Origin of the sequence: Shimia aestuarii (assembly GCF_900114635.1) — a bacterium.
Lineage (GTDB): Bacteria > Pseudomonadota > Alphaproteobacteria > Rhodobacterales > Rhodobacteraceae > Shimia > Shimia aestuarii.
In genome coordinates, this window is record NZ_FOTQ01000019.1 from 1 (window position 1) to 21461 (window position 21461).

Here is a 21461-nt window from a genome sequence, read left to right on the forward strand (position 1 = left end):
CGGAAAACGGAAGCCTTTAAGACGCGGCATATCGGATGGTATTTTCATCCCTGTCACCTAGGCGAAAAAGAGAACGCGAACAACTTGGCAATGCCCCATGAACGACATGAGACAAGGCGTCAGCCGCCATCGTGTCGGTCAACTCAGCCGCGGTTGTCACCATGTTTTCGAGTTGAGACCAGCCACACGCAACTTCGACGGCGGCATCAAGGGGTGCGCCATCCGCCTTGGCTTCCAGCAGGGCGGCACCCAGATGCTTGAAGGAACGCAATGTCTCGCGCAGCGAAGATCGCGCGTCTGCGATACGCGCGTCGGACAACCTCTTCGCATCCCGCCAGGTCTTGCCAACGATCCGGTCGTGGGTTTCGATCACAGCATCGGCGATGGCCGCCTTCCATTCGATCGCGCAGACCGCGAGGATCGCCAAGCGCCGATCGCTGGTGATGTCGCGCAAACCATCGGCAAAGTAGCGCTCGCCTTGGCGGCGCAGGCGGGTGATCCGATGTGGTGGTACGTCGGACAGAATGGCCGGTGAGAGGCCCAAGTCTTGCAAAAACTCCAACCGATCCAGAAGTCGCGATGCGCCCGCCGAGTTGCCGCCCACCTCAAAACGCCGGAGCCAAACGAACCGGGTGACATTGCCGTCCACAATCTCGGTCAACAGCGTGTCCAGTTGGTCCTTGACCCGGTCATCAAGTTTGGCGGTGATCCGGCTTTCAATTCGGCGTTCGGCCGACACCAGGGCATCGGCGCAGAGCCGCTCGATGACAGAGATGCCGGGCAGGATCACCTGCGACCGACGGCACTCTTCGACAAATCGGCGCGCCAGGTCTTCGTTGGATCGGGCAGTTTCAGCCTCGTTCTCAAGCCAGGAGTTCAGACTGCGCGCGCCTTGACCAGAGAACATCTTGAAGCCGTAAATCTGGCGCAGGGCGTGGAGGTGCTGCTGACGGGTTTGCCGACGTGCGGCATATGGCAAGACATCGTTGCCGGTCAGGCCCAACTGAGCCGCGATGAAGCGCAATACCTTTTCCGGGATGACCTCCCCAGATGACAACAGCCGACCGGGATAGCGTAGGGCGCAGAGCTGTAGGGCAAAACCGATCTTGTTCTCCGGTCGCCGCCGTTCGTTGATGTGCTCGATATCGTCATCTGCCAGCGTGAAATGCCGCAACATCAATGTCTCGTCAGTCGGCAGGTCGAAAAGCGCCGAACGCTGGCGCTCGGTCAGAATGGTGCGATGCGCCATGTTTCTTTTGCTTTCTTGTTGGGGTTTATTTATTGATGATTGTGATAAGGGTTAAGGAATAATCGAGATGGCTAAAAGCCGGGAATTCCTCCACACACCACAAACGTTCGTTTGTGAAACATGCTGATCGGATACGCGCGCGTCTCAAAAGCCGATGGCAGCCAGTCGCTTGACCTACAAAAGGACGCTCTTGTTGAGACGGGCGTCGATGAAAAGCAAATCTACTCCGATCAGGCCTCGGGCAAGAAAGACGACCGCCCGGGCCTCGAAGCTTGTCTGAAGGCTTTGCGCGACGGCGACGTCCTAGTCATCTGGAAGCTGGACAGGATGGGCCGCAGTCTGAACCACTTGGTGAAAACGACGACCTTACTGTCAGAGCGCGGTGTCGGCCTGAAGGTGCTGACAGGCCAGGGGGCACAGATCGACACGACCACCGCAGCCGGTCGGTTGTCATTTGGCATCTTTGCAGCGCTCGCTGAATTTGAAAGCGAATTGATCCGGGAGCGCACAATGGCTGGGTTGCAAGCCGCCCGCGCTCGAGGGCGCAAAGGCGGGCGAAAGTTCGCACTCACCAAATCCCAGGTCCGGATGGCACAGGCCGCAATGGCCAACCGGGACACATCCGTTTCAGAGCTGTGCAGTGAACTGGGCGTGAAACCCGTCACCCTGTACCGATACGTCGATCCCAAAGGCAACCTGCGCGAATATGGAGAACGCGTCCTCGGCGCTTAAGGTGTCATTCTGCACTCAGCCGGAGCAGACCCCTTCTTGTGCATGGCGCGTCCGGGATCGGAAAGACGATGATCGCCCGCAACCTATCGCGCAGATATGCACCGGAATATGACCCAGCATCGGGAATTACGCGAACGCCACTGTTGCTGTTGCAAGCACCACCAGCGCCCGACGAACGGCGGTTCTATCTGCACATCTTGGCCGCCGTCGGCGCCCCGGCGACAGCACTGAGCGCCCGCGCTCAGAATGTGGCTTCCCTCGAAGTCCGTGTCATCGCGCTCTTGCGCGACCTTGGCCTGCGGATGATCATGATCGACGAGGTCCACAACCTCTTGGCCGGGACCCATCGCGAACAGCGCCGCTTTCTCAATGTTCTGCGGTATCTCAGCAATGAACTCGAAGTGTCGCTGGTCTGCCTGGGAGTCAGCGAGGCCGTCGATGCCATCCGAGGTGATATCCAGCTTACCAGGCGGCTGGACGAACATCACCTGCCAAACTGGCGCGACGATGCCGAGTTCTCGGACATGATCCAGACACTCATCGCGGCAATGCCCCTCGAGAAGAAATCCAATCTGAAGGTCAAGTCACTCAAGCAGATACTTGCGCTGACCGGTGGGATGACCTCGCGTATCTTCGCCCTGATCAAGGATCTTTCCATCGACGCCATTGTCACAGGTGACGAATGCATCACTGATGACGCGATCGCAAAATGGACGCCGGTTTGGTCGCGCCATGCGAACGCCCATCGGCGGCTCGAGAAGTCCGGGGTGTGAAGCCGCACCCGCTGCCCAAGACTGTTGCGCCGCTGCCAGACGAGTTGTTGTCAGGTTGGTTGTCTCGGCTTGCTGCAGCCAACTACTGTGATGACGCGGAACTGCTGGCTCATATACAAATCGATACCGCGCATGGCACCACCTTGGACTTCAACTACGACGCGGCTGCGGCGGAGAAGATTGCCAACGCCGCACGTGTCAACCCAGATGTAGTGCGATCTTTGACCTTTCCGGCAATGATGCCACGAGAAGCCTCGCTGACGGCTCAGATGCCATTCCAGCATTGCGTGCAATGCTCCAGAGAGGGTCTTTCGCTCAGGCATTGGAGGCGGGCCTGGGCATTTGACTGCCAAGTTTGCGGGACGAGACTTGTGCAGACCCTTGGCAAAACCCGTGAGGAACAAATATCCGGAAAACTGATATTCCGAGCGCGCCGCGGGGCAGGGATGCTTGAGTGCGCCGCGCGATCGCGCGGCCCCAAGCAACTTCGACGCGCAATGCGCGCAGTCACCTTTGCCATGTCACTCAAAACCTTCCGCGGGGATCCGTCGTTCGCTGTCCAGAACCCCAGATCGGAAGTTAGGCTGTTCTGCCTCGCCGCAATCGCCGCCGCTCGATCTCAGCCCTTGGCTAAGGCAGCCATCGTCAGCAAAAGCATCGACGACTATGCAAGGGTTGCTCTCTTGCGCGCATTCGAGAAAGAGCCTCGATTGCTTGCCGCGGTTGATCACATCGCGCAAAGGCGCGCGAAAAGCGTCGGCCCCATGACAGCCGAATCTCGCAATTAAGGGCAAAATTGGTTGCCGAAAGCGGCTTGTCTCAGATTTAAGGGCAACGCGACAGGCCCCGAATACATCAGTGAAAAGCTGATGAAATGGGCCGAGAAACATGGGGTCACCATCCAGCATATCCAACCCGGCCAGCCTCAGCAAAACGCTTAAATCGAGCGCTACAACCGCACCGTCAGGCATGAGTGGCTCGACCAATACATCATCGAAAGCATCGAGGAGGCCCAAGATCACGCCACACAATGGTTATGGACTTACAACAACGACCGCCCCAACATGGGCATCGGCGGCATAACACCCGCTATGAAACTGAAAATGGCCGCATAAGTTCTACGACCGCACCCCGTTAAAAATGGGGGGATTACCAGGCCATGCCGTCGCGCCGGATCGACCCGGCCACGGCATTTCCTTTGATCTCGACGCATTGTCCAGACATCGGGTGGATTGATCTGCAGCCAGCAGATCAACGGTAGCCAAAAGCCAAGCCTCAGAGCCGCCAAAGCATGAAGACCGCCAGAACGGCGGTCTTCGCATGTTGTCGCCTTGTGACAGGGCGTATCACAACCAACTCAACTCCCGCTCGGATTCGATCTTGCTCTCGTCGATATCCATCCCGAGGCCCGGCACGTCGAGTGGATAGAAATACCCGTCGATCGGGACGTATTGATGCTGCAGGAAATGATGCGTCATCGCCTTGACCGATTGCAGATATTCCATCATCGGCGCCATCGTCGCGTTTTGCGCGAACGACACATGCCCGTTGATGTGGGTCGAGGCCCCGTGCGGGATCAGAGGCACGTCATAGACCGAGGCCAGCGTATAGATCTTCATCGTCTCGCTGATTCCGCCGGCCCAGAGCGTGTCCATCTGGTAGAAATCGCAGGTGCCCGCTTCCATCATCCGGCGGGCGCCCCAGCGGGTGAATTCATGCTCGCCCCCGGCGATCCGCACCGGGCTCTCCCGGCGCAGCCGGGCATAGCTGTCGCGGCGCTCGGTAATGACCGGCTCTTCGATCCAATAGGGATCAAACTCTTCCAGAAGACGCGCCATCCTCAGCGTATAGGGCACGTCCCAGGTGCTCCAGCAATCCAGCATGATCTTCATGTCCGGGCCCGCGGCCTCGCGCAGCGCCTTCACCAGTTCGACCGTCTCGCGCTCGCCCTTGGGACCATCGGTTGGGCCGTTTCGGATGAACCACTTGGTTGCCGTATAGCCGTCGGCGCGGAATTCCTTGACCTTTTCATAGGCCTTTTCCGGCTCCAGCGAATACCCGAGTGCGCTGACATAGGCGGGAATCCTGTCCTGCACCGGACCACCGAGCAGCCGGTGCACTGGCTGGCCGAGCGCCTTGCCCTTGATATCCCACAACGCGGCATCGACATAGCTGATGGCGTGCATGTTGTAGCCCCCTTTGCGCCCATGCGCCGAGGCGCGGTACATCTGGTCCCAGATGCGCTCGATGGCTAACGGATCCTTTCCGATCAGAAAGGCCTTCAGTGGCCCTTCGATATAGACGCAGGGGATCGTCCAGTTGATCGGCCCGGCGATGCCGGTAATGCCTTCATCGGTCTCGATCTCCAGAAAGATCGACTTGACCCATTGCTCGTCACCTTCGCCGATGAACTTCCACATCCGGTACAACTGGGGTCCGGAAAGCGCCTTGAACTCGGGATAGATGTCAAGCGGCATCGCTTGGCGTTCCTGCCAGTAATCTTCGGGATAGGTCGTCGTTCCGGTCAGCTCCCGGAAACGGATATTGGTGATCTTCATGTTCTTCTCTCCCTTTTCAAAAACGAATGGGCTGGGTCAGAGGCGGATCAGGAGCTTCCCGTGGTTTTCACCTCGATAGAGCATCTTGAAAGCTTCTGGGAACGAGCCGAGCCCTTCCAGCACGTGATCGCGATAGGTCAACTTGCCCGCGCCCTGCATCTTCAGCAGGTGACCCATCGCCTCGGGCACGCGACGCATGTAATCGCGCATGGTGAACCCCTGCATCAGCGCGCTCTGGGTGATGAGTTCCAGGTAATTCGCCGGGCCCCTGGCATTGAACAGATCGCCATATTGCGAAATCGCGCCGCACAGCACGATGCGGGCATGACGATTTATCCGGGCAAGCACCTGGTCGAGCGTCTCACCGCCGACATTGTCGAAAAAGACGTCGATCCCGTCCGGGGCTTCCCGGTCGAGTGCCGCGCCGATATCCTCGTTCTTGTAGTCGATGACGCCATCCAGCTTCAGCGTCTCGCGCAGCCATCCGGTCTTTCCCGGGCCGCCCGCGATCCCGATCACCCGCGCGCCCATGTTCTGCGCGACCTGGCAGGCGATGGAGCCAACACCGCCAGAGGCCGCGGATACCACCACCGTTTCACCCGCCTTTGGCTTGCCGATCTCGCTCAGGCCGAAATAGGCGGTGTAGCCGGTCATCCCGAGGCCGGACAGGTAGGCACGCGGCTCGGCCAGCAACGGGTCGATCTTCTGCACATGCCGGGCGGGTAGGACGACCTCGCTCGCCAGCCCCAGGAAACCGGTCACCCAGTCGCCCGGCACCACGCCCTCGGCAGCCGATGCGACCACCTCACCCACGCCAAGCGCACGCATCACCTCGCCCGGTTTGACGGGCGGGATATAGCTGCGTTTTTCCGTGATCCAGCTGCGCATCGCCGGGTCGACCGACACATGATCGACCCGCACCCGCACCTGGCCATCTTCGAGAGCGGGTGAAGGATCATGGGTGACGGCCCACAGGTCGTCGTTGTCCGCCGGCCCGGCAAAACGGATTTGCGTGATCTCTTGCATTTCATATCCCTTTCTCGCTGGCTCAGACGGCGAGCTTGCCACCATCGACAACGAATTCCTGCCCGGTGATGTAGGACGCCCGATCCGACAGCAGGAACGCCACCATTTCCGCGACTTCCTGCGGATTGCCCGGCCGCTTCATCGGCACTTCGCGTTTCGCCAGCAGTTCGGCAACCGTCAGGCTGCGTTCCCTTGCGGCCTGATCAAGCTTGCGGGTCAGGACATTGTGTTCGTTTTCATCCCAGATGCCGGTTTCGATATATCCCGGATGCACGGTGTTGGACCGGATGTTCATCCCTAATGTGGCGCATTCGACGGCAACGGCCTTGCCGAACAGGCGCACGCCGCCCTTTGAAGCGCAATAGGAGGTCGAGCCGAGCGAACCACGGAAACCGGCAATCGAGGACAGGCTCACGATCGACGACGGCAGACCATGCGCCTTCATGTGTCCGACGGCCGTCTTGCTGCCGAAAAAGACCGAATCCAGGTTGACCGCGATCATTCTGCGCCAGTCTTCCTCGGTGGTTTCCAGAAGCGGCAGCAAGGCACCGATGCCCGCGTTGTTCACCAACCCGGTTACCGGCCCGAACGCTTCGGAAGCCTCGGCAAACACCCCGTCCCAACGCGCGGGATCGCAGACATCCTGCTGGAGATTCAGCTGCGCGCCCGGCCCGTCGAAGCTGGCCATGTCATCGCTGCGAAGGTCCGTGGCAACCACGTTGTGACCTTCGCGCACGAGTGTTTCGACGATTGCCCGGCCAATGCCACGCGCCGCGCCGGTGACGATTGTGGTCTTGCTCATGCTGTGTCTCCGTTCATGTCTTGGGCTGACGTCAAAGCCCCTGGCCGTCATCGAGGTGCAGGGTCTGACCGGTCAGGAAACGCTGTTCCGGGTCGCACAGATACAGGATTGCCTGGTCCAGATCCGAGGGCTCACCCACCCGCCGGCGCGGGAAGGTTGCGATCAGGGACCGGCCCTTCGGGCTGTCAAAGAACGGCGCGGTCATCTCGGTGCGGATATATCCGGGCGCCAGGGTATTCACGTTGATGTCCGCGTTGATCCATTCCCGCGCCATTTGCTGGGACATGCGCGCAATCGCGGCTTTCGTCGTGCCATAGACCGTGTGCTTGAGCAGGGCACGTTTATCCGACAGCGACCCGATATTGACGATCCTCCCACCGCACTTGCGCGCCATCCAGCGGCGCGCGAATTCGGTCGACAGGAAGTAGGGGCCGCGCAGGTTCACACCGATGACGCGGTCGAACTCCTCCGGGGTGATCTCTGTCGCATAGGTGTCGTTCGGCGTTCCCGCGTTGTTGATCAAACAGCCGATCGGCCCCGCCATCTCTTCGGCCTTGTCGATAATGGCGGCAAAGGTTTCCACCTTGGCGGGGTCCATTACCAGCGGATAGGCCTTGCCGCCCGCGGCGTTGATCTCTGCACAGAGGTTTTCGATCCTGTCGGCACGGCGCGCGGCGGCAACAACCGTGTATCCATTGGCGGCCAGGGTCTGGCAGAACCTTTCTCCGAGCCCCGAAGAAGCCCCCGTCACAAGTGCCGTTCTTTCGCTGCTCATTGTCTGATGCTCCTGATATCAATGCCCAAGCACTGCGACGCGCGCTTGAATTCCGAACGTGCCAGTGACCGACGGTGTACCTCGTCGGGTCCGTCCGCCAACCGCAGGCTGCGTTGCATTGCGTACATCCAGGCCAGCGGGGTGTCGTCCGACATGCCCGCGCCGCCAAAGGCCTGAATGGCATCGTCGATGATGCGGGTCGCCATCGCCGGTGCGGCAATTTTGATCATCGCAATCTCGTCCTTGGCGGCCTTGTTGCCGACGGCCCCCATCATCCATGCCGCCTTCAGGCACAGAAGCCGGGTCATTTCGATCTGGACGCGCGCATTGGCGATGCGTTCTTCCCAGACCGAGTGCATACCGATGGCCTTGCCAAAGGCTTCGCGCGACAAAAGCCGGTCGCACATCAGCTCCAGCGCCCGCTCGGCCATGCCGATGGAGCGCATGCAGTGATGGATGCGCCCCGGCCCAAGCCGACCCTGCGCAATCTCGAAGCCCCGCCCTTCGCCCAGAAGAATATTTGACGCCGGCACCCGGACATCCTTCAGCGTGATTTCCATGTGCCCGTGCGGGGCGTCGTCATATCCGAAAACCGGCACGTAACGCTCGATCTTCACGCCCGGCGTGTTTGCCGGGACAAGGATCATCGTCTGCTGCGTGTGCACAGGGGCGGCCGGATCGGTCTTGCCCATGACGATGAAAATCGCGCACCGCGGATCGCCGGCGCCCGACGACCACCATTTACGGCCATTGATCACATAGTCATCACCGTCGCGGCGCATTTCGCACTGGATATTGGTCGCATCAGACGAAGCCACATCGGGCTCGGTCATCAGGAAGGCCGAGCGAATGTGCCCGTTCAGCAACGGTTCCAGCCAAGCCTTTTTCTGCGCTTCGGTTCCATAAAGCCACAGCGTTTCCATGTTGCCGCTGTCAGGTGCGTTGCAGTTGAACACATCGGGTGCAATCGGGCTGCGGCCGGTGACCTCGGCCATCGGCGCATAGTCCAGAACCGACAGGCCGGCCCCCAACTCGGGATCGGGCAGGAACAGGTTCCACAGCCCGGCGGCCCGCGCCTTTTCCTTCAGTTCTTCGATGATCGGCGGGATGGCCCAGTTGTCGGCCGCGTCCCGGTGTTGTTGTTGATAGACCGCCTCGGCGGGATAGACATGTTCGTCCATGAATACCGTCAGGCGGTCGAGGTAGTCCTTCGCCTTCGCAGATGGTGTGATGTCCATGTCAAACTCCCATGATCGTTTCGGCCCGGTTCAGAAGGGTCAGCCCGCTGTTGAGAAAGGCCCCTTCCGTATTGGCCGAACCCGCCAGCCGCAGATGAACCTGCAGGGCAATCACAGCCAGCCGGAACAGGCCCATCGCCTGGTAGAAATCCATGCTTGCGGGGCGCGGCAGGCCACGTTCTTTGCAATAGGCAGTGATGATCTCGTCGCGGGTCATCATGCCCGGCAGGTCCGTCGGACCGCGCTTGAAATCGTGAAGCTCCGGGGGATCCGTCGCCTCGACCCAATAGGCCAGCGCATTGCCCAGATCGAGGAACGGATCGCCCAACCCCGCAAGCTCCCAATCCAGAACTCCGAGGATCCGTGTCGGGTCATCCGCGTCCAGGATCAGGTTGTCGAACTTGTAATCGTTGTGCAGGATTGACGGCCGTTCGGGATCCGCCGGGATATTGGCGGCCAACCAGTCCAGAAGCGGCTGGCGCGCATTGGGCAGACCGATCTTTTCATAGCGCCGCGACCAGCCGGCGACCTGCCGCTCGACAAATCCGCGCGGATCGCCAAAGGCCGCGCTCACCGCATCGGTTACGGGCGCGCTGTGCAGCCGCGCCAGCGCTGCCACGAAATTCCGGCACAAGGCGCGGGCCTGTTCAGGCGTCACATCGAAGGCGGACCCCGGCGGCAGGCTGCGCCCGTCGATATGCGCCATCAGCATGAACTGATCGCCCGTGGCCGACGGGTCCTCGCTAAAGCCAAGGATTGCGGGAGCCTCGGGAAACAGGTGGTGGACAGAGGACAGCACCCGGGCTTCGCGGATCATGTTGTGCGCGTTGCCCGAACGCTGGCCGATGGGTGGCGTACGCATCACGATCCGCTCGCCGCCCTCAGTCGAAAGAAGATAGGTCAGGTTCGAAACCCCGCCTTGCAAGGTCTCAACCGCGACGACGCGCGGGGCGTTTGCACCCATCGCCAGCCCGAGCGCCGCGTTTGCCGTATCAATGTCCAACCCGTCTTCTCCACTTTGCCGGAAACCGCCACGGGGGAGGTTTCCGGATGCCGTTCCAGCGTTCGTCCGCTTTAAAGAGGCACTTCCGTCATCGGCGGGAAGACATCGCTTTCGGTATAGGGGTTCGCGTCGAGTACATCCTCGTTCAGCGCGAATCCCAGCCCGGGCCTGTCGGTGACCGTGACATCTGTGATCTTCATATTTCCATCTCCGCGGTGTGGCGTGGCGCATATCGAAGCCAGATTTCTAAAGCGGTACTTCGGCCATGGGTGGGAACACGTCATCTGAGGTGAAGGGGTTGGCGTCAGCCACGGCTTCGTTCAGTTCAAACCCGAGCCCCGGTTCGGACGGGACAGTGACGTAGCCCTGTTCCCACTCGATCGGTTTGTTCAGCAATGTTCCAAAGAAGCCGCCAAAGGTTTCGATGCTTTCGAGGATCAAGAAGTTGGGCAGGCTGGCCGACAGCTGGATGTTGGCAGCGGCCTCGATCGGGCCGGCAAACAGGTGCGGTGCGAACTGGGCATAGTGCGCCTCGGCTATGGCGGCGATCTTTTTGCCTTCCAGAATGCCGCCAACGCGACCCAAAGCGGGTTGCAGGATTTGCACCGCCTGCTCCTCAAGCATCTGAGAAATTTCAAAGCGGCTGACCAGCCGTTCACAGCCCGAGATCGGAATGGTGGTGGAGCTGGCAACACGCGCCATTTCCTTGGCGTTTCCTGGCGGTACGGGCTCTTCAAACCAGAGGGGGTCAAATTTCTCCAAACGTCGGGCCAGCCGGATCGCGCTTGAGGTCGTCATCTGGCCATGGGTCTTGATCATCAGATCACATGTGCTGCTCGCCACTTCGCGCAAGGCGGCCGTCATTTTCTCGGCGCCTTCCAGGTCTTCGAGCGACAATTGGCGCGGATCGAATGATCCCATTGGCATCACCGGATCATAGCCGATAGCGGTAAAGCCCATGTCCATGTAATGCTGAAGCTGCTTCGTCGCCGCGTCCGCCGAACCATGCAAATCCGAGGCGTCAAGCTCTTCCTTGGGTTGGGCATTATAGAGATAGGTGTACGATCTTAGCCGTTCGTGGACCTTGCCCCCCATCAGGTTATAAATCGGCTGCCCGACGGCTTTTCCGACGATATCCCAGCAAGCGATTTCAATGCCTGACATGACGCCGCCCATGCTGACATCGGGGCGTTGGGTAAAGGCGGATGAGAAGAGGACGCGCCAGATGTTTTCGATGTCGAACGGGCTGCGACCGACCACGTGACGGGCTACCACGTCTTCGACCATCTGGCAGACAAGACGAGGCGCAAAAGGCACGCCGTAAACCTCACCATAGCCAGAAATCCCGTTGTCAGTCGTTAGTTTGACAAAAATCCAATAGGTGCCGCCCTTATAGAAATCGGGGTTCTTCACAGCCCATGTTTTGACGTCTGTGATTTTCATGGTTTTTCCTCCAGAATGAATTTTTGTGGCGACGTTACGCCGGATAGATCGCAGTGTCGGCTTTTGGCTGGCTTGTGATTTTGGCCTGAAACCACTTAAACATGTCGCCTTGAGCCGTAGCCTCGGGACGCTGCAGGGGGCTCGAAAGCGAAACGCGATCTGTCACGGGGACCCTTTCCTCTGCCTATAAAGTTGTAGCGAACCGCTCTAGCGCGGCCAGACGGTCGAGGTCGCGCGCGCCCCCCTTGTCTGCCGATGCCGCCAGCAGGCCATAGGCCCTCAACGCGACCGAGACCTCACGCTGCCGGGTGGCAGGACGCCATGCCTTGTCGCCTTGGGCCAGCATCTCTGCCCGACGGGCGGCCAGCTCTTCGTCGCTGACGTCCAGATGCACACGGCGGTTCGGGATGTCGAATTCGATCACGTCACCATCCTGCACCAGCGCGATGGCACCGCCGGAGGCCGCCTCGGGCGAGACATGGCCGACAGAAAGGCCAGACGTCGCCCCCGAAAAGCGGCCATCGGTGATAAGGCCCGCCTTGTCGCCCAGCCCCATCGCTTTCATCAGGCCAGTCGGTGTCAGCATCTCGCGCATGCCTGGTCCGCCACGCGGTCCTTCATAGCGGATCACCACCACATGACCGGCCTTCACAGTACCGTTTTGGATCTTCTCAAGCGCCTCTTCCATGCTCTCGCAGACAATCGCGGTTCCGCGGAACTGCCAGAGGTTTTCCGGCACACCTGCGGATTTCACCACACAGCTGTCGGGCGCAAGGTTCCCACGCAACACCGCTAGGCCACCATCATGTGAAAAGGCGTGTTCGGCGCCGCGGATCACGCCTGTTTCGCGATCTGTATCCAACGCCTTGAAACGGCTGGATTGCGAAAAGGCGCGGATCGACCGTATACCCCCCGGCCCCGCTGAAAACATTTTGCGCGCTTCGGTGTTGTCAGGATTGGTGATATCCCAGTCAGCCAGATATTCTGCCACGGGCTTGCCCAGCACTGTCGGGTTTTTTGGATGGTAGCGGCCTGCCTTCAGCAGTTCCCCGGCAACCGCCATGACGCCGCCCGCACGGTGCATGTCTTCGATGAAAATTTCATGTACCGACGGCGACACCTTGCACAGGCAAGGGGTATCGCGGCTGATCCGGTCAAAATCGTCGATGGAAAAATCGACGCCGGCTTCCTGTGCCACTGCCAATAAGTGCAGGATGGTGTTCGTCGACCCGCCAATGGCCATCGTCATACGCGCGGCGTTCTCCAACCCTTCGCGTGTGCAAATGGATCGCGGCAGAACGCTGTCGTCCCCGTCACGATAATAGGCTTGCGCCATTGCGACGATCCGGCGTGCGGAGAGGCGGAACAGGTCCTCGCGGTCTGTATGGGTTGCCAGGATGGTGCCGTTTCCGGGCAGCGCCAATCCAAGCGCCTCGGTCAGGCAGTTCATCGAGTTTGCGGTCCCCATCAATGCGCAAGACCCACAGGTCGGACAGGCAGCCTCTTCGACCGCGTCGATCTCGGCCTGCGTGGCGTCCTGCGCACCGGCCACATAAATTGTGTCGATGGCATCCACGCGCTTGGTCTGGCCACGGTAGTCAAACTTGCCCGATTCCATCGGCCCGCCCGAGACAAAGATCGTCGGGATATTCAGCCTGTTGGCGGCCATCATCATGGCCGGTGTGATTTTGTCACAGTTGCTCAGGCAGATCATGGCATCAATGGCATGGGCGTTGGCCATATATTCGCAAGCATCGGCGATCAATTCGCGGCTGGGCAGCGAATACATCATGCCCTCGTGGCCCATGGCGATGCCGTCATCCACGGCAATGGTGTTGAATTCCTTGGGCACGCCCCCGGCGGCACGGATTTCACGGGCGACCAGACGGCCAAGTGCCTGCAGATGCACATGCCCGGGCACCATCTCGGTAAAGGAGTTGGCGATACCAATGATGGGCCGTCCAAACTCTTCGGTCGTTGTGCCAGTGGCCCGCCACAGCGCACGCGCCCCTGTGTTCATCGCGCCAACGGTGACTTTGTCTGATCTAAGTTTCATGCTGCATCAGCCTTTCGGTTGGCAATTGCGTCGCGCAGTTCAAACCGGCGTTTTTCTGTGACCGCAGCGTGCCGTTCGCGGACGTGGCCATACCCGCGTATATGTTCGGGCAGGTCCAGAAGCTGGGTAATTTCCGTGGCCTTCGCGTCGGACCAGTTGGCCAGCGCAAAGTCGATGTCGGCTTCGTAGTCAGCCAGCAATTTGCGCGCCAGTTGTGCCTCATCCGTGTTGCGGAAGGGGTCCAGAACCGTGCCCCGCAGGAAGCGGGCTTTGTTCATCAGGCCAAAGAAGCGCATCGCCTTTTTGCCCGACACGGCGCCTTTGATCATCTTGCCGGTTTTGGCGTCGCGCCCGCCGTAAGGCCAAGCACCAAAGTAGAAGGTCAGCTCCAAATCACCGTCGAAGGTTTCTTTCAGACTCTCACGGAACGACGGCTTGCTATAGAGCCGCGCCACTTCCCATTCGTCCTTGACCGCCAGCAGTTTGTAGAGCCCGCGCGCCACGGCCTTGACCGCCGCGTCACTGAGACCAGCTTTTTGTGCCCGTGCGACAGTGTCACTATAGCTCTTGGCGAGGCTGGCGTCCTTGTATTCGGTCAGATTGGCGGTGCGCAGCGCGAGGATTTCATCCAGCGTCCTTTCGCGATGCGCATCCAGCAACACAGGCACATCGCCTTGCGCCAGCTTGAGCGCGGCCGCTGCATCGCCGTAAGCTAGACGACCCAAATCGAAGGCCTGCTTATTCTTGGCCACGGCCACGCCGTTCAATTCAATCGCGCGATGGATCGCCTCAAGCGACAGCGGGATACCGCCTTGTTGCCAGGACGCGCCCATCAGCAACATATTGGCAAAGACGCGGTCGCCCATGATCTTCTCGGCCAGATCCTGCGCATCCATGCCGCGGCCTGCCTCGCCAAGCGTGCGGGTGAGGCGTTCGAGTTGCTCGTCCCCGCTGAGTTGCCAGTCCGGGTTTTTGGAAAACTCCGAGGTCGGCACCACTGTTGTGTCGGTTACAGCCACCGATTTGCCCGGTGTCAGCTTGGACAGGGCCTCATCGCCGACCGCCACAACCAGATCGCAACCGATCAGCGCGTCGGCCTCGCCCGTCGCAATCCGGGTTGCGCGCATCTGGTCGGGGCTGACGGCCAGTTTGATGTGGCTGTGCACGGCGCCGTATTTTTGTGCCAATCCGGTGATGTCGAGGTTCGAGGCATAATAGCCATCGGCATGGGCCGCCACGGCTAGCGTCTGGCCCACGGTCACAACGCCCGCGCCGCCGATGCCGGACACGAGGATCGACCAGGATCCGTCGATTGTGCGTGGGGTCGGGGCGGACAGGTGGCTTATATCAATATTTATCTCGGCCGTTTTGGTCTTGCGTGGGGTAGCACCGCTGATTGTCACAAAGGACGGACAGAAGCCTTCGACACAGGAAAAATCCTTGTTGCAGGAGGATTGGTTGATCTGCCGTTTGCGCCCCAGATCGGTCTCCAGCGGCTCGATCGCCATACAGCCCGACACGGTGGAACAATCGCCGCAGCCTTCGCAGACTTCGGGGTTGATAAAGGCCCGCTTATCCGGATCGACCCATTTGCCGCGCTTGCGCAGGCGGCGACGCTCGGTCGCGCAGGGCTGGTCATAGATGATGACCGTGACGCCGGGCAGTTTGCTCAGCTCTTTCTGCACCAGTTCCATTTCGGTGCGCGGGTGCACCGTGACGCCCACACCCAAATCCTTGCCATCGTATTTTTCCGGCTCGTCGGACACCAACGCGATGCGTTGGACGCCCTCGGCGCGCACCTGGCGCAGCATCTGCTCGGGGTTGACCTCGCCATCATGCGCCTGACCGCCGGTCATGGACACAAAACCGTTGTGCAGCAGCTTGTAGGTCATCGTTGCCTTTGCGGCGACGGCCGCTCGAATGGCCATCATCCCGGAATGGAAATAGGTGCCATCGCCCATATTAGCGAAAACATGCCCCTCGTCCGTAAACGGGAACTGGCCCAACCACATGGCACCTTCACCACCCATGTGGCTGATCGAATTGGTTTTCATCGGGTCGCGCATTACTGCCATGGTGTGACAGCCGATCCCGGCTAATGCGCGGCTGCCGTCAACAACCTGGGTTGATCGACCATGCGGACACCCGGCACAGAACGACGGCGGGCGGATCACGCCGCCGCCCAGTGCGGGCGGTTGGTCAGGCCGGTTGGGCATGGAGATCCCGCAGGCGGGGTCGATGTCATTGGCCACCCGAACCAGAACGCGGGTCACCATATTGGGGTCAATCTCGCCGATATTGGGAAAGGCGCAATCGTCTTCGCCTGCCGTGAATGCAGTGCCGCGATAGGTCTTGCCGACAATCCGCGGGTTCAGGCCGGAGCCATAGAGGATCGACCTGATCTGGTCCTCCAGCATCGGGCGCTTTTCCTCGACCACCAGGATCGTATCCAGCCCCTGAGCAAAGTCCCGGATTTCGGCATCATCCAGTGGCCAGACCATGCCGATTTTCAGACGCCTCACCGGCATGTTGCCGATCTTGCCGTCGCGATAGCCCAGACCGGCCAGCGACTGGTTCAGATCCTGCCAAGCCTTTCCGGCGGCAACGATCCCGATCCGCGCGCTGTCCGGACCGTCCTGTTGGTTCAGTCCGTTGAAGCGCGCATAGGCCAGCACCTTTTTCAACCGCACAGTCCACAGTAGGCGCTCCTGGTCCAGAATGGGCGTAAAGGGTTTGATGCTGGTATCGGGGCCGGAATCTATGGGCAGGGTGATCTGCGGACTGTCGTGCGCGACATGGACAGACCCGCCGCCTTCGACCACATCGGTCACCAGTTTCATGCCGACTAGCGTGGAACTGTACCTGCTCATCGCGATGCCGTGCAGGCCCATGTCCAGCACGTCCTGCGCATTGGCCGGGGCCAGCAGCGGCATGCCCAGCGAGGCAAAGTTCATGTCGGAATAGCACGCCACGGTCGAGGATTTGGCCCCGTGGTCATCGCCCACCAGCAACAGCGTGCCGCCCTTGGGGTTGGTGCCCGCCAGGTTGGCATGGCGCAGCGGGTCCATCGAGCGATCCATGCCCGGCGCCTTGCCGTACCAGATCGAGAATACACCATCCACCTTGGCCCCGGGAAACAACCCCACCATCTGCGACCCCCAGGTCGCGGTGGCGGCAAGGTCTTCGTTCACGCCGGGCTGAAAATAGATGTTGTGCGCCTTGAGCTCTTTTTCGGCCTGTCCAAGGTTCATATCATAGGTACCGACTGGAGACCCGCGATAGCCTGAGATATAGCCGCCTGTGTTCAACCCCGCCGCGGTATCCCGCTTGCGCTGCTGGATCGGCAATCGCACCAACGCCTGCATGCCCGTCATATAGACCCAACCCTCGTCCTGGCTCAGGCGGTCTTCAAGCGTCATTTCTAACCGAGAGGCGCGCACATGTTCAGTCATGGGTGTCTTTCCATTTGTTCATTGGACATTCCTAGTAAGCAATTGACGGCAGCCATAAGGCGAGGCTCGGAAATTTAAAAACCAGCGCCAGAGCGATGAGTTGCAGAAACACGAACGGGATTATGCCGCGATAGATATCCGGCAAGCTGACGCTCGTTGGCATAACGCCCTGTGCATAAAACAAGGCGGGGCCAACCGGCGGCGTGATGAACGAGGTTTGCAGGCAAATGGCGAATAGAATGGCGAACCACACCAGATCAAACCCCAGTCCAGCAATGGCCGGACCTACAAGGGGCAAGACGATCAGCGTTATTTCAAGCCAGTCGAGAAAAAATCCTAGAACAAACGTCAAAAGCAAAACTGAAATAACAACGGCGTTTGGCGAAACTGGCGCTGAATGCAGAATGCCTTTGATCAATTCGTCGCCACCAAGACCGCGAAATACAAGGGAAAACGCCGTCGCGCCAAACACGATGGCAAAAATGAATCCGGTGGTTTTCATCGTTTCCATCGAAACATCTTTCAGAACGGTGAATGTCAGGCGCCCTTTGAAAGCGGCCAGAAAAACTGTGCACAACGCCCCAACGCCAGAGGCCTCCGTTGGTGTGGCGATCCCGAAAAAGATGCTGCCAAGGACTGAGAATATCAAGAGAACAGGCGGCACCATCGAGCCGAGGATCTGGACCACATCGCCCAATTCCAACGGTGCAACATCGTGCATCGATGGCGCCACGCCCGAGCGCAGGCGCGACCAGATCAGAATGAAAACAATGTAGATCAGACCCAACATCAGTCCGGGGATCATTGCCCCCATGAATAGATCGCCTACGGAAATGGCCAGCCGATCCGCCATGAGCACCAGCATGATCGAGGGGGGGATCAGAATGCCCAAGGTGCCGACAGCGCAGACTGTGCCAACAGCGAAAGACTTTTTGTAACCCGCATCCAACATCACCGGAACGCCCAGAAGCGTAAGCAGCACCACCGAAGCGCCGATAATGCCGGTAGATGCGGCGAGCACGATTCCGATGATCGCCACTGCCACCGCCAGACCGCCCCGGACCCGGCCCAAAAGGCGCGCAAAATTTTCCATCAACTCGCGCGCGATCCCGGATTTGTCGAGGAAAAGACCCATAAAGACAAACATTGGCAGGGCAACCAGAACCCAACTTTCCATGACCGCCCAGTTGCGATCGATGATCGATGAAGTATAGCCCCAGTCGATTGCGTAAAACGTGTTGTCCAGCAGGTCGGTATAGGCGCCCAGGGCGACCGAGATTGCGGAGTAGACGATCGCCAAACCTGCCAGCGTCCATGCCACCGGGTAGCCGGTGAAGATCAGAACAATAAAGGCCAGAAACATCGAAATGGCCATGTAGTCGGTGATGATGAGATCCATATGCATACTCTCTGCGCTCAGCGACGTGTGTCGCGCAGGTACGCGATGCATCGGGTTAGTCGGGAAATCGCGGCAATCGCCACAAGCAAGAACGCAAGGGGCAAAGTACACTTTATGATCCAGCGATAGGGCAGACCGCCGGGGGATATCGAGACCTCGCCGCTGGCGAAGCTGTTGGTCACGAAGGTGACGCTATAGATCAGAACAAGGGCACAATACGGCAGCAGGAACACCAGCGTGCCAATAACTTCGATCCAGCTTGTCGTGCGCTTGCGAAACCGGGTGCTGAGCAAATCAATGCGGATATGCGCGTCGGTAACGGAGGCAAATGCCAGCGCAAAGGCGATACCGACCGCATAAATATGCCATTGCAGTTCTTCGATGTAGATCTTGGTTGCGCTGAATCCGAACCGCAAAACAACGTTTAGAATGATGACCAAAACCAGCAAGAACCAGACGGCTGAAAAGATCACTCCCAGTCGATAGATGATTGCGTCTGCTGTTCGCGAAAACGCCGTGTGCGGCAAAACACCGGCCACATCTTCGGGTGCGCGTGCCGAAGCATCGGGGGTTTGCTGTTCAGACATCTGATCCACTCTACGCCAAAGGACAAAGGGGCCGCCGCTTTAGCGGCCCCGCTTTGTGACTTTCGGACAGGCCTGTTAGTCGGCGCTACTCATGTCGAGGTATCCGGAAACAAGTTTCTTGTGCGCTTCCATCGACTCGTAGATTTCCTTGAAATCCGCGTCTTTTGCGGACTGCTCGGCCATCACTTCGGCGGTTGCTTTGCGGAACGCTTCGATCATTTCATCCGAGAAGACATGAAACTCGGCGCCATCTGCCTTGGCCTTGGCCATGGAAGCCGCCTGGATCGAGTCGCTGATCGTCAGGTTCTTCATCGTAATTGCTTCGCAAGACGTCTCGACAGCTTCCTTCTGTGCGTCTGAAAGGCCGTCCCAGACGCCTTGGTTTATAACCAAGTGACCCGTTCCTACTGGCTGATGCCAGCCCGGGAAATAGCCATGCTTGGCAACCTTGTGCAGGCCAAGTATCACGTCCACAGAGGGAAGCGAGCCTTCGGCGGCATCGATTGCTCCGCGTTCAAGCGCCGGGAATGTTTCACCCAGCGGAAGGGTCGTCACCGACATTCCGAGCCTGGTAAGCACATCAGCGCCAAGGCCAGCGGTGCGGAAGCGAAGCCCTTTGAAATCCTCAATGGAATTGAGCGGCTCGCGGAACCAGCCACCCATCTCGGCGCCGATCATCCCGCACAGAAAACCGTGAACGCCATTCTTGTTAAGAAGCGCTTGCGTCAGCGCCTCGCCGCCGCCTTGGTAGTACCATCCCGCATATTCACGCGGCCCAAGCCCGAAAGGGGCGCCGAACAGCAAGGCGGTTGCAGGTATGGAACCGGCACTGTACCCGATTACGGCCATTCCCGCAGGCACCTTGTTGTCACGAACGGCATCAAGAACGGCGAACGGCGGAACAATCTCACCCGGTTCGAACAATTTGACCTGAATGTCGGCATCTGCCGCATTGATCGTCGCGGCCCAATCTTTCAAGGGCTCACCAATGCCCGGCAGGCCTGTCGGGAAACTCACAGGGACTTTCCAGCGCTCGGTCGCGGTCGCGCCCGACGCCACCGTGGCAGCGAAAGCCACCGCCGTGGCGGCAGTTTTAAGAACGTTCATTGTCTCTCCTCCCAAGACATCTTCACCCATTGGGGAGAGCATATTTGGCAAACAAAATTAGGTCCAATTTTGTTTTTCTTGTATTAGGCAAAATTTAAGAAATACTATCTCGGTAGTGGGGGATCGACCTGATACTGTTCGCGCGCCTCTCCAGAAAGGAGGATTTGATGCTCAATCTCAACCAGTTGCAGCATTTTCGGTTTGTTGCAGAAACTGGCAATTTCGCGGCAGCTGCGCGCAAGGCGCATATCACCCAACCCGCGCTCAGCAACTCGATCCGCATCCTTGAGCAGCGCATGAAGGTTCAGCTTTTCGACAGAAGCGAACGCCCGATCCGACTCACCCCCGCTGGCCGCAACGTTCTGAACCGCATTGATTTGCTATTGCACGTTGCCCGAAACGTAGAGAAAGAAGTCAGCTACTTGTCCCAAGGTCTGGCGGGTGAGCTCAGGATTGGTATGACCTCGGTAAGTTCCGCAAGTTTTGGCGGGATCATTCTGGGCAAGTGGTTGGCCAAAAATCACCGTATGAGGGTGGATGTCACCGTTGCAGACACTCTGGTTCTCATGGAACTGCTGCGCGCCGAGAAAATGGATTTGATCATCGGTGACGCGCGCGACCTGCCCGCAGATCTGTCCGGAATTGATATGTTGCCAATCACATCGCAAGAGGGCCATGCGTATTGTCGCGCCGGACACCCTGTTCTCGCTCTGCCGGTGATATCGTTTCACGACTTGTTGCCATACCGTTTTGCCGGGTCGCATTTTCCCAAGGCAGTGCTGGAGCACGTTGCGCAGCTTCACAATTTGGATACCCCCGCGCTCATCGAACTCGCTATCGAAAGCGACAACATTTCGCTTTTGCGCGATGCCACGATGAACAGCGATCTGATATTGCTGACGACCCGTGGCTGCGTGCGCAACGCTTTGAACGCCAATCTACTTGTCGAGTTGCCAGTTGAACTGCAAACGCCCGGCAACTGGTATGCGGTGACGCTCAAGAACGCGGTGCTTCATCCCGCAATCCCCAGTCTTAAGAAGGCGATACGCGAAGCCTCTGCCGAGGCGTGACGCCTTAGCAACTGTATTCGTCAGGCGGACTGAGTGGTCCATTTCTGACGATTTTTACAAAGCGCATTGACGATTGTGACGAGCTTTCGAGCAACGGCAGTGATGACAACCTTGTGGGGTTTTCCAGCAGTGCGGAGGCGGTCAGCGAAGCGTTTGAGAACCTGATTGTGATGGCTGGCGACGAGAGCAGC

17 protein-coding genes and 2 pseudogenes are annotated in these 21461 nt (G+C 59.2%); 5 read left to right on the forward strand and 14 right to left on the reverse strand.

The genetic code is table 11. The features are described 5' to 3' along the window. Nucleotides 1-94 precede the first annotated feature (94 nt). Nucleotides 95-1249: pseudogene (locus BMZ35_RS20130) on the reverse strand (DUF4158 domain-containing protein); the annotation flags it as partial. 120 nt (nt 1250-1369) lie between these two features. Here BMZ35_RS20130 and BMZ35_RS20135 point away from each other — a divergent pair. From BMZ35_RS20135 to BMZ35_RS20150, 4 genes and pseudogenes are all read left to right on the forward strand, one after another. Further along, a complete protein-coding gene (locus BMZ35_RS20135; RefSeq protein ID WP_093097117.1) occupies nt 1370-1981 on the forward strand; it encodes a recombinase family protein in 612 nt (203 codons plus the stop codon). Continuing rightward, on the forward strand, nt 1954-2754 hold the full coding sequence (locus BMZ35_RS20140) for a TniB family NTP-binding protein (protein ID WP_093097119.1): 801 nt from the start codon (nt 1954-1956) through the stop codon (nt 2752-2754). Before BMZ35_RS20135 ends, BMZ35_RS20140 begins: the two co-directional genes overlap by 28 nt. Beyond that, nucleotides 2751-3542: a TniQ family protein gene (locus tag BMZ35_RS20145; protein WP_093097122.1), complete on the forward strand. Its 792-nt coding sequence runs from the start codon at nt 2751-2753 to the stop codon at nt 3540-3542. Before BMZ35_RS20140 ends, BMZ35_RS20145 begins: the two co-directional genes overlap by 4 nt. A gap of 54 nt (nt 3543-3596) precedes the next feature. Continuing rightward, nucleotides 3597-3869, forward strand: a pseudogene (locus tag BMZ35_RS20150) (integrase core domain-containing protein); the annotation flags it as partial. 231 nt (nt 3870-4100) lie between these two features. On the opposite strand, the gene BMZ35_RS20155 reads toward BMZ35_RS20150, so the two are convergent. The 13 genes from BMZ35_RS20155 to BMZ35_RS20210 all read right to left on the reverse strand — a co-directional run bounded on the left by BMZ35_RS20155 (nt 4101) and on the right by BMZ35_RS20210 (nt 20230). Further along, nucleotides 4101-5312 (reverse strand): enolase C-terminal domain-like protein, encoded by a 1212-nt coding sequence (locus BMZ35_RS20155; protein WP_093097125.1) that lies wholly within the window; start codon nt 5310-5312, stop codon nt 4101-4103. Between the two features lie 36 nt (nt 5313-5348). After that, nucleotides 5349-6338, reverse strand: a complete 990-nt coding sequence (locus tag BMZ35_RS20160) for an NADP-dependent oxidoreductase (RefSeq protein ID WP_165610148.1) — start codon at nt 6336-6338, stop codon at nt 5349-5351. A gap of 22 nt (nt 6339-6360) precedes the next feature. Then, on the reverse strand, nt 6361-7140 hold the full coding sequence (locus BMZ35_RS20165) for an SDR family NAD(P)-dependent oxidoreductase (protein WP_093097130.1): 780 nt from the start codon (nt 7138-7140) through the stop codon (nt 6361-6363). A 31-nt stretch (nt 7141-7171) separates the two neighbouring features. Continuing rightward, nucleotides 7172-7915 (reverse strand): SDR family NAD(P)-dependent oxidoreductase, encoded by a 744-nt coding sequence (locus tag BMZ35_RS20170; RefSeq protein WP_093097132.1) that lies wholly within the window; start codon nt 7913-7915, stop codon nt 7172-7174. Further along, nucleotides 7912-9153: an acyl-CoA dehydrogenase family protein gene (locus tag BMZ35_RS20175; protein ID WP_093097135.1), complete on the reverse strand. Its 1242-nt coding sequence runs from the start codon at nt 9151-9153 to the stop codon at nt 7912-7914. Before BMZ35_RS20175 ends, BMZ35_RS20170 begins: the two co-directional genes overlap by 4 nt. A 1-nt stretch (nt 9154) precedes the next feature. Next, nucleotides 9155-10156 (reverse strand): phosphotransferase family protein, encoded by a 1002-nt coding sequence (locus BMZ35_RS20180; RefSeq protein ID WP_165610149.1) that lies wholly within the window; start codon nt 10154-10156, stop codon nt 9155-9157. A 71-nt stretch (nt 10157-10227) separates the two neighbouring features. Continuing rightward, a complete protein-coding gene (locus tag BMZ35_RS21260; RefSeq protein ID WP_278247174.1) occupies nt 10228-10356 on the reverse strand; it encodes a hypothetical protein in 129 nt (42 codons plus the stop codon). Nucleotides 10357-10402: 46 nt separating this feature from the next. Next, a complete protein-coding gene (locus tag BMZ35_RS20185) occupies nt 10403-11599 on the reverse strand; it encodes a mandelate racemase/muconate lactonizing enzyme family protein (protein ID WP_093097140.1) in 1197 nt (398 codons plus the stop codon). A 184-nt stretch (nt 11600-11783) separates the two neighbouring features. Further along, nucleotides 11784-13655, reverse strand: a complete 1872-nt coding sequence (ilvD, locus tag BMZ35_RS20190; RefSeq protein ID WP_093097143.1) for a dihydroxy-acid dehydratase — start codon at nt 13653-13655, stop codon at nt 11784-11786. Further along, nucleotides 13652-17107, reverse strand: a complete 3456-nt coding sequence (locus BMZ35_RS20195; protein ID WP_093097145.1) for an indolepyruvate ferredoxin oxidoreductase family protein — start codon at nt 17105-17107, stop codon at nt 13652-13654. Before BMZ35_RS20195 ends, ilvD begins: the two co-directional genes overlap by 4 nt. A gap of 31 nt (nt 17108-17138) precedes the next feature. Then, nucleotides 17139-18506, reverse strand: coding sequence for a TRAP transporter large permease (locus BMZ35_RS20200; RefSeq protein ID WP_207503040.1), 1368 nt, complete (start codon nt 18504-18506; stop codon nt 17139-17141). A 17-nt stretch (nt 18507-18523) separates the two neighbouring features. Beyond that, nucleotides 18524-19093, reverse strand: coding sequence for a TRAP transporter small permease subunit (locus BMZ35_RS20205; protein ID WP_093097150.1), 570 nt, complete (start codon nt 19091-19093; stop codon nt 18524-18526). A 75-nt stretch (nt 19094-19168) separates the two neighbouring features. Then, nucleotides 19169-20230 carry a TRAP transporter substrate-binding protein gene (locus BMZ35_RS20210; RefSeq protein WP_165610150.1) on the reverse strand — a complete coding sequence of 354 codons (1062 nt, stop codon included), beginning with the start codon at nt 20228-20230 and terminating at the stop codon, nt 19169-19171. A 137-nt stretch (nt 20231-20367) separates the two neighbouring features. On the opposite strand from BMZ35_RS20210, the gene BMZ35_RS20215 reads away from it, so the two are divergent. Then, nucleotides 20368-21270 carry a LysR family transcriptional regulator gene (locus BMZ35_RS20215; protein ID WP_093097155.1) on the forward strand — a complete coding sequence of 301 codons (903 nt, stop codon included), beginning with the start codon at nt 20368-20370 and terminating at the stop codon, nt 21268-21270. Nucleotides 21271-21461: the final 191 nt, after the last annotated feature.